Below are 16199 nucleotides of genomic sequence, written 5' to 3'. Positions count from 1 at the left end.
TCTCATTATATAGCAATAACAGATCCCCGAAAAGCATGCGCCTTTATTTACACACGATTACTCATCAGATCTTGACCATCTGCGATGATCAGTTTGAGATGACTCAACTTCATCGGCTTACCAAAATAATATCCTTGTGCAATGGTACATCCCTGTATTTTAAGCAGATTGGCTTGTTGCTTGCTCTCCACACCCTCAGCAACCAGTTCCAATCGCAAGGCATGTGCAATACGGATGATGGCGGTAATCAGTTCCAGCTTGTCCTGCTTGATCGCAATATCGCGCACAAATGAGCGGTCAATCTTGACCTGGCTGATCGGGAACTGGCCCAGGTAGCTCATCGCTGAATACCCGGTACAAAAATCATCAATTGAAATAGTGATGCCCATGTTCTCGAAAGCACTGAGGGTGGCGATGATTTCGCTACTGTCCTCAAGTAGCAGGCTTTCGGTAATTTCCAGTTTGAGCCATTCTGGTCTGCAGCCCGTCTCAAGTAAAATATTCTGTACCGAGGACAAGAGGTCGTTAAAGAGGAACTGACGAGAAGACAGATTAACCGCCATGCCGAGGGGATTGGTTCGGCCGTAATTTAAACTGACTACCGCGGCACAAGCCTGACGCAAGACCCACTCACCGATATCGACAATCAAACCACTTTCTTCGGCAACCTTGATAAAGCGATCAGGCATCACCACGCCCAATTGTGGATTCCGCCACCGTAGCAAAGCCTCGGCCCCTATAATCTGCCCACTAATCAGATCCACCTGGGGCTGGTAGAACAACTCGAACTCCTCGTTCTTGAGTGCCTGGCGTAGCGAAGCCCCGAGTAATATGTATTCGGAAGCCTTGGAGCCCAACTCTTGCGAGTAAAACTGGTAATTATTGCGCCCATAATTCTTGGCGTGGTACATCGCCACGTCGGCACTCTTGAACAGCTTGGCACTATCCTTGCCATCATTGGGGTAAATGGCAATGCCGATGCTGGTGGAGATAAACAGCTCTTTATCCTGAATGGTAAATGGCTTGGCAATTTCCTCATTGATCTTTTTAGCAATCGTGGCCAGGTCATCCGCATTGCGTAATTCGGGCAGCAATATCGCAAATTCGTCCCCACTGAGCCGTGCCGTCGTGTCATAGGTACGCACTGATGCCTGCAGGCGCTTGGCCACGGCCACCAGCAAGGCATCACCAGCCTGGTGGCCCAAGCTGTCATTCACTTCCTTGAACCGGTCCAGATCCAGCATCATCAAGCCAAACTGGTTATCGTGCCAGCTGGCATCAGCCAAGACCTGATTTAACCGATCCGAAAACAAGGTTCTGTTGGGCAGGCTGGTCAATGCATCGTAATACGCCAGATGATGAATACGCTCGCGATATTCCATAAGCTCAGTGATATCGCGCTCTACTGCCAGCACGCCACTGACTTGACCGTTGTCATCAAACTCGGGAACGATACGCACATGAATGAACCAGGCTGAACCGTCCTGATTCTCTCCTCTAAGCTCAAAAAAATCCGGGGTTGCACTTGCAATCACCGCCTTGATCTTTTCTTCATATTTGAGGTAGATATCACCTCCTGGAAACTCGGTAGGCGAGGTGCCTAAAATCGCTTCAGTTGCGACACCGAGGCGCTTGAGCTTGGGCGTATTGATATACCGGCGACGTACCTGCAGATCGTAACGGGTAATCGTGTCCGGTGTATTATCAATCAACGACTGCAATTCACGTTCGCGCTGGATCAGCTTATCTTCATTCAGCTTGGCTTCCGTCACATCCCGCGCAAAACCAACCGTACCCACCACTTTGTCGTCCACCACGACTGGAGACTTATAAGTTTCAATCCAGCCGCGCTCGCCATCGGGCTTTTCAAACATATCAACCACAAAACAGGGTAGTCCGCTTTCCAGTACACGCCTGTCACTAGAGACATACTCTTCCGCTAGCTCTGGTGGGAAAAAATCAAAATCGGTTTTCCCTTCCAGTTCTTCCGTAGACTCGACCCTGGCCATTCTGGCATAAGCACTGTTAGCCGCCAGCAAGCGACTATCCAGATCCTTGAACCATACGACAAAAGGGAAGTTCTCAATCAATGCATTCTGGTATTTATCGCGTTGCTTAATCGCATTCTCTGCGTACCTTGTCTGGGAAATATCGCGAGTAATGGTCAGGACACCTGTAACCTCTCCATCGACATTACGATCAGGCACCGCATGTAAAGACTGGCAGACATATTCACCATCTTGCTCCCACTCAAGCTCAATCTGCTGTGCAACACCCGAGACCATCACTTGCCGCAATCTCTGCTCGTAGAGCTCGGGGCGCATAGCGGGCCTGCCCCATATCTCAGTCGGGGTTTTGCCCAAGACCAGCAATGCTGGCAGGCCAAATACCTGCTCATAGCCATCGCTCAAGAAAATACGGCGGCAATCTTGATCGTAACGAATAAAAATATCGGGGGAGTTTTTGACGAGCTGCCTGTATTGCAGCTCCTGTTCGCGCAGTTTGCTACGCATGGCAAGACGTGGAGTAATGTCACGCACCAGAGCTAAAGAGTATAGGCCTCCTGCATGATCAAAATAGTTACTCTTGATCTCGACCGGGATCATTTCCCCATTTTTTGCCTGATGCCGGCTTTCAAACACCAAGGTGTCATTCTGCTGAAGGTCATGCCAATAAGTAGGCCAGCGCTCGGGCGTCATATCAGGATCAATATCCAGCACCGACATATTGAGCAACTCGGCGTCGGTATACCCTAGGAGCTTGCTACTTTCTTCGTTGACAAACCTGATCCTGCCCTGCTCATCACACAAAAATATGGCTTCACGTATCCTACTCATGGCAAAGCTTAGTACTTTGAGCTGATCTCCTGCACTTAATAGCTGATCATTGACGTCCGCATTGCTCATTCATGTCACCGAGATTTATTTTTCATGATTTCAACAGGATTAAACCATAGACCTGTAGTGGATTCTTAACATTGCACTATTATTTTTATGCGCAATGCTATTTTCATTTTTTGCGCGGGAAATCAATCAGCACCTCAAGACCACCACTACTCAGATTTCGCAGGTGTATTTCACCGTCATGGGCTTCCACTATGGTTTTGGCAATACTCAAGCCCAGGCCGGATCCACCTGTGGTCGTATTTCTTGAGGTTTCAACCCGGTAAAACGGTTCAAATACCTGCTTTAACAGCTGTTCAGGAATACCAGGGCCATGATCGCGTATAACGATACGCAACCGCGTCTCACTATCCACCACCTCAATATGCGCAGACTTGCCATAGCGAATCGCATTTTCCAGCAGGTTTTGCAGACAGCGCTTGAGACTGACAGCATAGCCATCAAATGGCTGTGCTTCACCATGCAAAGAAACCTCGGCGCCAGTTTCTTGCGCGTCTACCTGCAGGCTCTGCAGCATGGCGTTGATATTGATCATATGGCGATTTTCATGCACTTCAACTCCGCGCATGAAATCCAGTGTTGAAGAAATCAGGCCCTCCATCCCTTCAAGGTCACGCCTGAATTTTTCTTTTAATATCGGGTTCTCAATCGACTCTGTCCGCAATCTCAAGCGGGTAATGGGCGAGCGTAAATCATGTGAAACCGCGGCCAGGAAGCGGGTTTTCTCCGTCACGGTATCAATCAGGCGCTGCTGCATCAAATTGAAGGCCTTGGCTGAACGCCTGACCTCTGTCGGACCGGTCTCATCCAGTTGTGGGCTGTAGATATTGCGCCCTAACCGCTCTGCAGCTATCGCAAGCCGGTTCAGCGGCTTCATGATCTGGCGTACGGCAAACAAGGCAATACCGATAATAATGACAATGCGCACAAAATAGATACGGAACAGGTAATCAAACAAGTCCATCAACGGCGCCAGGCTCATGCCGGCCTGGCCTTCATAGGCATCAAGCTTTAGCCATTGACCGCTATCAAGCTGCACATAAAGCAGAAAATGGGCAGAGGGGTAATACGATTCAAACAAGTCCAGCCAGCTGGCCTCCTTGCCCTGGTCATCATGAAGATCAACATCGAAGAGCTTGATCGGCAACAACCGGCCAAACTCTTGCTCGAATACTCGTTTGAACAACAACTCAATTGCCCGTTCCCGGGTTTTTAAGGCATTCGGGCGCGGAGGGGCATCCACTGGTGTCAGCTGATAGAGCGGATTACTCAATTTCTTGATCAGCAATCGCTCATCTTCAACCTTACTGATTTCGACCAAACTGATACTGTCGGAAAGTTTAGCAGCCAGCACACGGGTTGGAATCTCCAGCGCCTTGCCATAATTCATGTCATACCAGATAAACCCGGTCAGGATCTGTGCCGTCATGGTGCCAGCCACCAGCACAATCACCAGTCGGCCAAACAAAGAGGCTGGCCATAGCCATTTCATTTTTCGTGCTTGACCTGGCTAACCAGCATATAGCCAGCGTTACGCACTGTGCGAATAAGGACGGGGTTGCGCGTATCGATTTCCAGATGCTGGCGCAGACGGCTGATACAGACATCGATGGAGCGGTCAAAGGCCTGGCTGTCCTTGCCATAGACATGCTCAATCAGAAATTCACGGCTTAAAGGACGGTTAGGATGCTCAAGCAGGGCACGCAAGACGATGTAATCGGAACTGCCCAGCGACACAATCACGCCTTGCGGTGAAAACATCTGTCTCGCCTGTGTATCCAGGCGCCAGCCTTCAAAACTGATAAATGCAAACTCATCAGCAGCTGGTTTTTCAGTCGTCGATCTGGTCCGTCGCAATATCACTTTGATCCGGGCCAGCAACTCACGTGGATCAAAAGGCTTAGGCAGATAATCATCAGCCCCAACCTCCAGCCCGACAATACGATCAATCAATGTGCCCTTGGCTGTCAACATAATGACAGGCGTATCGTCCTGCACCCGTAACTCACGGCATAAGCTAAGACCATCTTCTTCAGGCAACATCAGATCGAGTACGATGAGGTCTATCTGTTCCTTATTCACCAGCCGCCACATCTCACGCCCATTGGCTGCTTCAGAAACAGTAAAACCAGAATCGCGCAGGTAGTCCGTCAGCAATTCCCGAATTTCGTGGTCGTCATCAACGACGAGGATATGATCCTGATTATTCATTTGATTGGATTCTAAGCAATTGCAGCATAAATTATTATAAGGCAGAGTGAGTAAACTCTCGACGAATTACATCTAGAAACTCGTTCATACATGGTGCTACATCAAAGACTGATGATTTTTCAGACAGCACTGGTCGAATTTACTCCTGTTGACTACAGCTTTGTACAACTTCCCCATATTTGAAGAAATTACGTACGCTCCACCCCAGAGAAATTGAATACACCCCTATGATTATTCATAACAGTCATGATTAAGTTCTTCTGACGTCGGCATAGGACATTCCCGTATAAAGCCTTATTGCGCTACAGACCTAGAATGAATGTCCGCCTGATTCAAAGGAATACTGATGCACAATCACTACCAGCCATGCATAGAAGCCCTTAAATCCTGTATTGAAGCCTGTGAGCACTGTGCCGCCGCATGTAGAAGCGAAGGTTCACCCTTGCATATGCAACGTTGCATCAAGCTTGATACTGATTGTGCGGAATTTTGCCGACTGACCTTGAATTTTTTGCAGCGGGAAAGTGAGTTTGCTGACTTGGTTGTCGAGGATTGTGCTGAAATCTGCCGCGCCTGTGGTGAAGAATGCGCGGGACATCAGTTTGATCACTGCCAGCAATGCGCTAAGGCTTGCCAGCATTGCCTGGACACTTGCTTGAAGGCTGTCGCTAATTAATCCAAGACTAATACGTATCTTGGCAATGCGAAAGTAGTCATCTGACTGGAACAAATAATGTTAGTCGGACGGCTCGGACCGAACTTATTGATCTATCGTAAACACTGTTGCAGATCAAAGTTGGTCGGGCTGCGATGATAGGCTGCACTGGAATAGCAAAGACAAGAAGCAATAAAAGAACATTATCTTTTTTAAAAAAAACTTCAGAACCTACCTACTTGGCTTATATGCGCCAGAGATACGTGACATCACATCGTCAAAGTTAAAGTATGGATTAAAGTTAGGTTCAAAGGAGGTTTGCTTGCCTTCAAAAACGTAGGTGTCAAACATTCATATATGCCCAGGCTCGGTAGATCGGCGCGATAAAATCAATGATGTTATTCGATCGCTCGGTGCCACGATGGAAATTCCCACTGCCAGCTCCTAGAGGGGTAGTGGGACTCGAACAGATCCAATCAACCCGCCTCCCTGCCATGATCATCATGCAGATCAATATCTGCCTTACGAATAGGCAACAAGCGGCCAAACTCCTGCTCAAACACATGCTTTACCACCCGCCACTATTGCTACTACCAAGTTTGAATCGAGCTACAACTGAGCATTAAAGTATCATACTGGTTGTAACTCAGTTTTGGACATAAATGTGCCAGTGCTTTCGCTAATTTAGCAAACCACCATAACTACAGGTATTGCAGTGTTGTGGACAGCTAGCGCGAGCAGTAGACTTGCGCTAGCTAGAGCGCCTGACTCTCGATGCGCACTAAACATGAACCTTTGATTATGCTGCCGCAAAATCGATATTGAATTTGATGGAGATAGATAATGAACGGCAGTTGGACTAACATCTTTCCATACTTTGCTGGAGCTTTTAAGCTTATTGTATTAAGTATTGGCGCCTATTTTGCTATTAAATGGCATTTTGATGAAGAGAGGAGGGTGAGGGAAGCAGAAGGCGTGGTATTTGATAAACCAAGCTTCATGAAAAAGTTGGCAATGATGATAGCCCTCCCAGTTATTCTTATTATTCTAGTTATTCTAGTTATTTATGCTACTAAATGGTTTTACGACTGACGGGCTTTATTGATACGATCAATGTTTAGTAATTTCAAATAGTGTACTCACACTGTTAAAGGCTTGGAGGAAACCACCTGCTCTTGTACCCGAAGAATGGCTAACTTAAGCGATGAGATACATTAAAGCGGTTACCCCAGATTCAAAACATAAAAAATCTCGCATATGCGAGATTTTTTACATTGTCTCGACAGACTTGATTAGTTTTTTATAATATCTGACCAGCTTTATTCAAACTCGACTCACGTTATTCGCTCTAGTCAGGTCACAGCGTGTTGATTACTCCACCGTCACCGACTTAGCTAGGTTCCGCGGCTTGTCGACATCCGTCCCCTTGAGCAAGGCAGCGTGATAAGCCAGCAATTGCACAGGGATGGTATGCAGAATAGGGGATAGGACACCGACGTGGCGCGGTGTACGAATCACGTGCACTCCTTCGCTTTCAGTGAAGTTGCTGTCAGCATCGGCAAACACAAACAGCTCACCACCACGCGCGCTGACCTCCTGCATGTTGGATTTCACCTTTTCCAGCAAGGCATCGTTGGGGGCAATCACCACCACGGGCATATTACGATCTACCAGTGCCAACGGACCATGCTTGAGCTCACCGGCAGGGTAGGCTTCTGCATGAATATAGGAAATCTCCTTGAGCTTGAGCGCGCCTTCAAGGGCAATCGGGTAGTGCATGCCCCGTCCAAGGAAAAGTGCATGAAACTTGTTGCTGAATGCCTTGGCCCACTCACGTATCTGCGGCTCCAGGTTGAGCGCATACTGCACACTGCCAGGCAGATGGCGCAAGCCATCAATGTAGGATTGCTCCTGTTCTGCATCAAGCAGCTTGCGTTGCTTGGCCAGGGTTGCAGCCAGAGTAAAGAGGGCAACCAGCTGGGTAGTGAATGCCTTGGTGGAAGCCACGCCGATTTCAGCACCCGCACGTGTATACAGCACCAAGCGTGAAGCGCGTGGAATGGCACTTTCCTGCACATTACAGATGGCCAGGGTCAGGCTCTGTCCTAAGGATTTGGCATGTTTGAGAGCTTCCATCGTATCTAGTGTTTCGCCAGACTGGGAAATGGTGACGATCAACTGCCTGGGATTAGGCACCGATTTGCGATAACGGTATTCACTGGCAATTTCCACTGAAGTGGGCAATTGTGCAATGCTTTCCAGCCAGTACTTCGCCGTCAGCCCGGCATAGTAACTGGTACCTGCGGCAATAATGAGCACGCTATCAATCTGAGCAAATACCTCATGCGCATCCTTGCCAAACAGCTCTGGAGTAAACGCGTTGTCATCAATAATGGCTTCCAGTGTATCGGTCAGTGCGCGCGGCTGTTCGTAAATTTCCTTCTGCATAAAATGGGAGTAAGGCCCCAATTCAAGAGAAGCGAGCGATACATCACTACGGTGTATGGTGCGCTCCACCACCTTGCCTGCCGTATCATAGATCGTGACTCCATCGCGGCGAATCTCACCTACATCGCCATCCTCCAGGTAAATCACATTACGCGTCACAGACAGCACGGCAGAAACATCTGAAGCAATGAAGTTCTCACCTTCCCCCAAGCCGATCAGCAAGGGGCATCCCTGACGTGCGCAAATCATGATGTCGGGGAATTTAATCGAGACTACACTAATGGCAAAAGCGCCGGTAAGCTGAATCACCGCATGTTGGACAGCGCTCAATAAATCATGTTGCTGGCTCAAGTAATAATGAATTAAGTGAGCGATCACTTCAGTGTCAGTCTGGGATTCAAATTGATAGCCCAGCCCTTGCAACCGTTGACGTTGCTCGTCGTGGTTCTCGATAATGCCATTGTGTACTACGGCAATTTCACCACGTGAGACATGCGGATGAGCATTGGACTCTGTCACTCCGCCGTGGGTGGCCCAGCGCGTATGACCTATGCCTACCTGGCCTGTGAGATTTTCTGCTGCGACCTTGCCTTGCATTTCTGCCACACGGCCCACTGCACGCACACGGCGTATGCCATCACCCAACACTGCGATACCCGCTGAGTCATAGCCGCGATATTCCAGACGGCTCAAGCCCTCGATCAGAATGGGAACAATATTACGTGCGCCAACAGCGCCTACAATGCCACACATGTTATTTCTTCACTTTCTCAGGGCGTTTCCAGTGTTCTATCGTGAATTGCCTGCCGCGCGACATGGTAAGTTTGTCTGCAGGCGCATTCTGGGTGATGGTAGAACCAGCAGCAATGGTAGCGCCTGCACCTATGGTGACAGGAGCGACCAGCTGTGAATCCGAACCAATAAAGGCATTGTCTTCAATGATGGTACGGAACTTGTTCACACCATCATAATTGCAGGTAATCGTACCAGCGCCGATATTCACCTTTTTGCCTACGGTGGTATCACCGACATAGCTTAAATGATTGATCTTGCTGCCGACATCCACCTGCGCATTTTTCAATTCGACAAAATTACCTATATGGGTGTCATTTGCCAGCACCGTACCCGGCCGCAAGCGAGCATAGGGGCCTATTTTGCAGCTTTCAGCCAGTTGGGCTTCCTCAATGTGGGTATAAGCCGCAATCACCGTCCCAGCACCGATAAACGCATTACGGATGACGCAATAGGGGCCTATGCGCACATTGTCAGCCAGCGTGACCTTACCTTCAAACACACAGCCCACATCAATCTCTACATCGCTGCCGATATTCAATTCTCCGCGTACATCAATACGCGCGGGGTCAGCCAATGTGGCACCTTGAGCCAGCAAGTGCCCAGCATAACGCTGCTGATAGACTCGTTCCAGCGCTGCAAGATCCTGCTTGGAGTTAACGCCAGCGACCTGCCACTCGTCATCCCCTGCTATCGCCGTGACTTGCTCGCCATCCTCCACAGCCATCGCCACGATATCTGTCAGATAGTATTCCTGCTGGGCATTATCGTTGTTGAGGCGTTGCAGCCACTGGCTCAGCCAGCGGTTCTCTGCCGCCATGATACCGGTGTTCACCTCAGCGATCATGCGCTGCTGTTCAGTGGCATCCTTGTGCTCGACTATGGCACGCACTTGACCGTTATCTCGCACAATCCGGCCATAACCATTGGGGTTAGCCTTGATCACAGTAAGCAGAGTGAGTGATTGCGGCTGTGCCAGTAGTTGCTGACAACTTTGCACACTGAGTAAAGGCACATCACCTAGCAAGATCAGCGTTCTGGCATCATGATCCAAATAGGGCAGGGCTTGTTGCATGGCATGACCTGTCCCCAGTTGCTCTGTCTGTTTAACCAAGACTATCTCCTCATGGGCTAAAGCCTGTGGCACCGCTTCACCACCAAACCCGTAGATCACAACAATCTTGCTAGGATTCAAAGATTTCGCGACATCAATCACATGTTGCAATATGGGCTTGCCAGCTAGTGCATGCAGCACTTTGGGCTTGCTGGAATGCATGCGCGTGCCTTTACCAGCGGCAAGGATCACGATATTAAGTCTGGAACTGGCGTGTGAGGAGGACAAAGTCAAACCCGGTTTATGCTGATCAGTAAATGTTCAAGTATAAATAAAAAAGGCAGCCAAATGGCTGCCTTCTCAAGCAAAACTTGCAGGATTAATGCGTCGTCTTGCGTAATTGCTCAATTGTCTGCAATTGTGCCAGTGCTTCTGACAACTCAGCCTGAGCTCGCGCATAATCTACGCCAGAGGCTTTGTTCTTCAATGCTTCTTCAGCAGCGCGCTTGGCTTCAATTGCTTTGGCTTCATCCAGGTCATGACCACGGATCGCCGTATCCGCCAACACGGTAATAACACCAGGCTGCACTTCGAGCAAACCGCCAGAAATGTAGATCGCCTGTTCTTCAGTGCTGTTGGCCACCTTGATGCGTAGTACGCCTGGCTTGATTGTCGTGATCAAGGGCGCATGGTTGGGATAAATACCCACCTCACCCAATTTCGCAGGCGCTGCAACAAACTCTGCCTCGCCTGAGAAAATGGACTCTTCTGCGCTCACCACGTCCAAGTGTATTGTTGATGCCATATCGTCCTATCCTTACCCTTTGACAGGTATTAGTTAAGGGTCTTTGCCTTTTCAACAGCTTCTTCGATCGCGCCTACCATGTAGAACGCTTGTTCTGGCAGATGATCGTATTCACCGTTAACAATAGCCTTGAAGCCCTTGATGGTGTCCTTCAGGGTGACGTACTTACCAGGTGCACCGGTAAACACTTCAGCCACGTGGAAAGGCTGGGACAGGAAACGTTGGATCTTACGCGCACGGGCTACCGCCAGCTTGTCTTCTGGGGACAGTTCATCCATACCCAGAATCGCGATAATGTCACGCAGTTCCTTATAGCGCTGCAGTGTAGATTGCACGGAACGTGCAACCGCATAATGCTCTTCACCAACCACCAGTGGATCCAATTGACGGGAAGTGGAATCCAGTGGATCAACCGCAGGATAGATACCCAGCGATGCAATGTCACGAGACAGCACCACTGTAGAATCCAGGTGCAAGAAGGTCGTCGCTGGCGATGGATCGGTCAAGTCATCCGCAGGTACGTAAACGGCCTGGATGGAAGTAATCGAACCGGTCTTGGTAGAGGTAATACGCTCTTGTAGACGGCCCATTTCTTCAGCCAGTGTAGGCTGATAACCCACGGCAGATGGCATACGGCCCAGCAACGCGGATACTTCAGTACCAGCCAGTGTGTAGCGGTAGATGTTATCCACGAAGAACAGGATGTCACGGCCTTCGTCACGGAATTTCTCAGCCATGGTCAGGCCGGATAATGCAACACGCAGACGGTTGCCTGGTGGTTCGTTCATCTGACCGAATACCATGCCTACCTTGTCCAGAACGTTGGAGTCTTTCATTTCGTGGTAGAAGTCGTTACCTTCACGGGTACGCTCACCTACACCAGCGAACACAGACAAACCAGCGTGCTGTTTGGCGATGTTGTTAATCAGTTCCATCATGTTCACGGTCTTGCCTACACCGGCACCACCGAACAAGCCAACCTTACCGCCCTTGGCAAACGGACAAACCAGATCAATCACCTTGATACCGGTTTCCAACAAGTCAACGGAAGGGGAGAGCTCTTCAAAGGTAGGAGCTTTTTGGTGAATGGAGCGATATTCATCCGCTACAATCGGGCCAGCCTCATCGATAGGACGACCCAATACGTCCATGATACGGCCCAGGGTACCGTGACCTACTGGAACCTGAATCTGATTACCAGTGCTACGTACTTTCATGCCGCGGGAAAGACCATCGCTGGAACCCATGGCAATCGCACGAACGACACCGTCGCCCAATTGCTGTTGAACTTCCAGGGTCAACCCTGCTTCTGCCGTGGATGTTTCTTCATCCAGGATCAGTGCATCGTATACCTTGGGCATCTGATCACGTGGGAACTCAACGTCAACCACGGCACCAATACATTGAACAACCTTACCTTGACTCATCTTGGTATCCTCAATCTATACTTAAATTCTTCGAGCTTTATCTAAGCTACGTTTCAGCACGACTAGACAGCCGCCGCGCCACCGACAATCTCTGAAATTTCCTTGGTAATTGCAGCCTGGCGTGCCTTGTTGTACACCAGCTTCAACTCACCAATCACAGTCTTCGCGTTATCCGAAGCGGCCTTCATTGCCACCATACGGGCGCTTTGCTCAGAAGCCATGTTCTCGGCAACGGCGTGATAAATAATGGACTCAATATAACGAGTCATCAGTTCATCGATGACGACATTTGCATCAGGCTCATAGATGTAATCCCAATGGCCTTGTGCTGTCGTGGCTGTTGTATCCAGGTGTTCACTAGACAATGGGAGCAATTGCTCCATGATCGGCGCTTGCTTCATCGTATTGATGAAGCGGGTGTAGCAAATGAACAGTTGATCAATTTCACCTGCCACATACGCATCCAGCATCACCTTGATCGTACCGATCAGTTTCTCCAGATGCGGCGTATCACCCAAACCAGTCACATGGGACTTCACGTCGGCACCAATACGATTCATGTAACCGAATCCCTTGTTGCCAATGGCGCTCACGGCAATCTTCTTGCCTTCGCTTTCCCATTCCTTCATCTGGTTCAGCGACAAGCGCAATACGTTGGTGTTAAGACCACCGCACAAACCCTTGTCCGAACTCACCACGATCAAACCTACGTTTGATACTTTCTCGCGCTTGACGATAAAGGCGTGCTTGTATTCAGAATTGGCTTGCGACAAGTGAGCTGTCACATTACGAATTTTCTCCGCATAGGGTCTGGCCATCCGCATCCGTTCCTGCGCCTTGCGCATTTTGGATGCAGCGACCATTTCCATCGCCTTGGTGATCTTGCGTGTGTTTTCCACACTCTTGATCTTGGTACGTATTTCTTTGCTACCGGCCATTGTCTAGTCTGCCTGTCTGTTCAACTTGAGCTTAGTAAGCGTTGGTTGCCTTGAAGTCTTGAATAGCGGCTTCTACAGCCTTCTCGTCGTCACCACCAAGGTCATTGGTGCTGTCGATCTTGTCCAACAGGTTCTTGTACTTGGACTTGAGGAAGGAGTGCAGGGCAGATTCAAACGCCAAAGCACGGGCAACAGGAACGTCATCGAAGTAACCCTTGTTGGCTGCCAACAGTGTTACCGCCATATCGGAAGTAGACAGAGGGGCATACTGGGCTTGCTTCATCAGTTCAGTCACCAGACGACCACGATCCAACTGTTTACGGGTCACTTCGTCCAGATCGGATGCAAACTGCGCAAACGCAGCCAGTTCACGATACTGAGCCAGTGCCAGACGGATACCGCCGCCCAACTTCTTGATCACCTTAGTCTGAGCTGCACCACCTACACGTGATACCGAAATACCAGCGTTAATCGCAGGACGGATACCAGCGTTGAACAAGTCAGTTTCCAGGAAGATCTGGCCATCGGTAATCGAAATGACGTTGGTTGGCACGAACGCGGACACGTCGCCTGCAGCCGTTTCAATAATCGGCAATGCAGTCAATGAACCGGTTTTACCCTTCACTTCACCATTGGTGAACTTCTCAACATATTCTTCGCTTACACGAGCAGCACGCTCTAGCAGACGGGAATGGATGTAGAACACATCACCTGGATAAGCTTCACGGCCTGGTGGACGACGCAGCAACAGGGAAATCTGGCGATAAGCCCAAGCCTGCTTGGTCAAATCATCATAGACGATCAATGCATCTTGACCACGGTCACGGAAATACTCGCCCATGGTACAACCAGCGTAAGGAGCCAGGAATTGCAGCGCAGCAGGATCTGAAGCAGTCGCTGCCACCACAATCGTGTACTCCAGCGCGCCATGCTCTTCCAGCTTGCGCACTACGTTGGCAACAGTCGATGCCTTTTGGCCGATTGCAACGTAGATACAGGTCATGTTCTGACCCTTCTGGTTGATGATGGCATCAACAGCAACGGCAGTCTTACCAGTCTGACGGTCACCAATGATCAATTCACGTTGACCACGGCCAACCGGCACCATGGAGTCAATCGCCTTGATCCCTGTTTGCACAGGCTGGGAAACTGATTTACGGGCGATCACGCCAGGCGCAACCTTTTCAATCTTGTCTGTCAGCTTGGCGTTAATCGGACCCTTGCCATCAATAGGCTGACCCAGCGCGTTGACCACGCGGCCAACCAGCTCAGGACCTACTGGCACTTCCAGGATCTTGCCGGTGCACTTAACGGTGTCACCTTCAGTGATATTTTCGTAGTCACCCAAGATCACGGCACCTACAGAGTCACGCTCCAGGTTCAGTGCCAGACCATATACATTACCTGGGAACTCGATCATTTCACCAGCCATCACGTTGGACAGGCCATGAATACGGACAATACCATCAGTCACTGAAATTACCGTACCCTGAGTACGCGCTTCAGCACTGGTGGAGAAATTCTCTAATCTACTCTTTATCAGTTCACTGATTTCTGATGTGGATAATTGCATTACTTTTTCCTAACCTTTCAGCGTGTAGGCCATCTCTTGCAATTGGCCACGGACCGAAGCGTCAATGACCGTATCGCCGACTACAATTTTGATCCCGCCAATAATTTCTGGATCCACTTTAACGCTTGCTTCAACCTTTTTACCGAACTTGGTTTCCAAACGCTTCACGACAGCAGCAACTTCTGCATCGCTAGGTTGGGTAGCGGCTGTAATCTCGGCCTCAAGCACACCTTCTTCCTGTGCCTTCAAGTCTTCAAATGCAGCTGCAATTTCCGGCAAAATGGACAACCGACCATACTCCACCAGCAGCTTGACCAGGTTGTTACCTGTTTCATTCAGCTTGTCTCCGCTGACGGAGAGGAATACACGTTCCAAGTCGGCTGCAACAACCTTGGGGTTGTCGATAAAAGCCCGCATCTGCTCATCTGCCGCGATAGTCGCGAGCAGATTCAGCATGTGTGACCAGTCCGCCAGTGCATTTTTTTCCTTAGCCAGGCGGTAAACCGCTACCGCGTAAGGTCTTGCAATGGTTATCGCTTCAGCCATATCGTGCCCCTTATCTTTCCTAGAGCTCGTTTGCGATACTGGTCAACAGATCAGCATGGGCTTTGGCATCAATCTCTTTGCGCAGAATCTTTTCAGCACCGGCGACAGCCAATGCGGATACTTGCTGACGCAAGCCTTCTTTTGCACGATTTACTTCTTGATCAATTTCAGCCTTGGCACCAGTGATAATACGATCACCTTCTGCCTTGGCATTTGCCTTGGCTTCTTCCACGATGTCGCTGGCACGTTTTTCGGCCTGCGTAATGATGGAAGTTGCTTTCTGCTTGGCATCGTTAACAACTTCAGTCGAACGCTGAGTTGCTACTTCAAGCTCCTGCTTACCGCGCTCAGCCGCAGCCAGACCATCCGCAATGGTTTTCTGACGGGCCTCAATTGCATTCAGGAGATATGGCCATACAAACTTTGTTGTAAACCAGATCAGAATGGCAAATGAGATAGCCTGCGCAATTAGTGTCAGGTTGATATTCATATTTGCTCCCGAGCCGTTAATCTAGTCAGCTTTAAGTTTAATTCACTCAAATCAAACTAGCTGATTAACCTGCTGCAACAACGCTCAGCAATGGGTTTGCAAATGCGAACATCATGGCCAGACCAACACCAATAATGAAGGAAGCATCGATCAGACCCAGCAGCAGGAATACCTTACCTTGCAGCGCAGGGATCATTTCTGGTTGACGTGCAGCGCCATCCAGGAAGCTCGCACACATGATACCAATACCGATACAGGCACCAGCAGCACCCAAACCAATGATCAAACCGATACCAACACCGGTGTAAGCTTGAATCATGGCCAACAATTGCAAATTCTCCATTTAATTTCCTTTCG

At 49.5% G+C, this 16199-nt stretch carries 14 protein-coding genes; 2 read left to right on the top strand and 12 right to left on the bottom strand.

Features of this window, described 5'->3' with window-relative positions; translation table 11 throughout:
* Positions 1 to 47: 47 nt before the first annotated feature.
* From LG201_RS11055 to LG201_RS11045, 3 genes are all read right to left on the bottom strand, one after another.
* Positions 48 to 2906 (bottom strand): bifunctional diguanylate cyclase/phosphodiesterase, encoded by a 2859-nt coding sequence (locus LG201_RS11055; protein ID WP_226772263.1) that lies wholly within the window; start codon positions 2904 to 2906, stop codon positions 48 to 50.
* Positions 2907 to 3009: 103 nt separating this feature from the next.
* A complete protein-coding gene (locus LG201_RS11050) occupies positions 3010 to 4395 on the bottom strand; it encodes an ATP-binding protein (RefSeq protein ID WP_226772262.1) in 1386 nt (461 codons plus the stop codon).
* Positions 4392 to 5114: a response regulator gene (locus LG201_RS11045; RefSeq protein WP_226772261.1), complete on the bottom strand. Its 723-nt coding sequence runs from the start codon at positions 5112 to 5114 to the stop codon at positions 4392 to 4394. Before LG201_RS11045 ends, LG201_RS11050 begins: the two co-directional genes overlap by 4 nt.
* A 346-nt stretch (positions 5115 to 5460) precedes the next feature.
* Here LG201_RS11045 and LG201_RS11040 point away from each other — a divergent pair, with 346 nt between their 5' ends.
* Both LG201_RS11040 and LG201_RS11035 read left to right on the top strand, forming a co-directional pair.
* Complete coding sequence (locus tag LG201_RS11040) at positions 5461 to 5790, top strand: four-helix bundle copper-binding protein (protein ID WP_226772260.1); 330 nt, start codon at positions 5461 to 5463, stop codon at positions 5788 to 5790.
* 822 nt (positions 5791 to 6612) lie between these two features.
* On the top strand, positions 6613 to 6861 hold the full coding sequence (locus tag LG201_RS11035) for a hypothetical protein (protein ID WP_226772259.1): 249 nt from the start codon (positions 6613 to 6615) through the stop codon (positions 6859 to 6861).
* A gap of 279 nt (positions 6862 to 7140) precedes the next feature.
* Here LG201_RS11035 and glmS read toward each other — a convergent pair whose 3' ends face one another.
* From glmS to atpE, 9 genes are all read right to left on the bottom strand, one after another.
* The gene (gene glmS, locus LG201_RS11030) at positions 7141 to 8970 is read right to left on the bottom strand and encodes a glutamine--fructose-6-phosphate transaminase (isomerizing) (protein WP_226772258.1); all 1830 of its coding nucleotides are present in this window, start codon (positions 8968 to 8970) and stop codon (positions 7141 to 7143) included.
* Between the two features lies 1 nt (position 8971).
* Positions 8972 to 10351, bottom strand: a complete 1380-nt coding sequence (gene glmU / locus LG201_RS11025; protein ID WP_226772257.1) for a bifunctional UDP-N-acetylglucosamine diphosphorylase/glucosamine-1-phosphate N-acetyltransferase GlmU — start codon at positions 10349 to 10351, stop codon at positions 8972 to 8974.
* A gap of 91 nt (positions 10352 to 10442) precedes the next feature.
* Positions 10443 to 10868, bottom strand: a complete 426-nt coding sequence (locus LG201_RS11020) for a F0F1 ATP synthase subunit epsilon (RefSeq protein WP_226772256.1) — start codon at positions 10866 to 10868, stop codon at positions 10443 to 10445.
* 29 nt (positions 10869 to 10897) lie between these two features.
* Complete coding sequence (atpD, locus tag LG201_RS11015) at positions 10898 to 12295, bottom strand: F0F1 ATP synthase subunit beta (RefSeq protein ID WP_226772255.1); 1398 nt, start codon at positions 12293 to 12295, stop codon at positions 10898 to 10900.
* A gap of 62 nt (positions 12296 to 12357) precedes the next feature.
* On the bottom strand, positions 12358 to 13233 hold the full coding sequence (atpG, locus tag LG201_RS11010; protein ID WP_226772254.1) for a F0F1 ATP synthase subunit gamma: 876 nt from the start codon (positions 13231 to 13233) through the stop codon (positions 12358 to 12360).
* Positions 13234 to 13264: 31 nt separating this feature from the next.
* Entirely contained in the window at positions 13265 to 14806 is a 1542-nt protein-coding gene (gene atpA / locus LG201_RS11005; RefSeq protein ID WP_226772253.1) for a F0F1 ATP synthase subunit alpha, read from the bottom strand.
* Between the two features lie 9 nt (positions 14807 to 14815).
* A complete protein-coding gene (locus LG201_RS11000; protein ID WP_226772252.1) occupies positions 14816 to 15352 on the bottom strand; it encodes a F0F1 ATP synthase subunit delta in 537 nt (178 codons plus the stop codon).
* Between the two features lie 19 nt (positions 15353 to 15371).
* Positions 15372 to 15842 (bottom strand): F0F1 ATP synthase subunit B, encoded by a 471-nt coding sequence (locus tag LG201_RS10995; RefSeq protein ID WP_226772251.1) that lies wholly within the window; start codon positions 15840 to 15842, stop codon positions 15372 to 15374.
* Positions 15843 to 15906: 64 nt separating this feature from the next.
* Entirely contained in the window at positions 15907 to 16185 is a 279-nt protein-coding gene (gene atpE / locus LG201_RS10990; protein WP_226758161.1) for a F0F1 ATP synthase subunit C, read from the bottom strand.
* Positions 16186 to 16199: the final 14 nt, after the last annotated feature.

The sequence above is a fragment of the Methylobacillus gramineus genome (genome assembly GCF_020532675.1).
Lineage (GTDB): Bacteria > Pseudomonadota > Gammaproteobacteria > Burkholderiales > Methylophilaceae > Methylobacillus > Methylobacillus gramineus.
The sequence above is the reverse complement of the archived record's forward strand: the minus strand, read 5'-3'. Positions and strand labels throughout refer to the sequence as shown.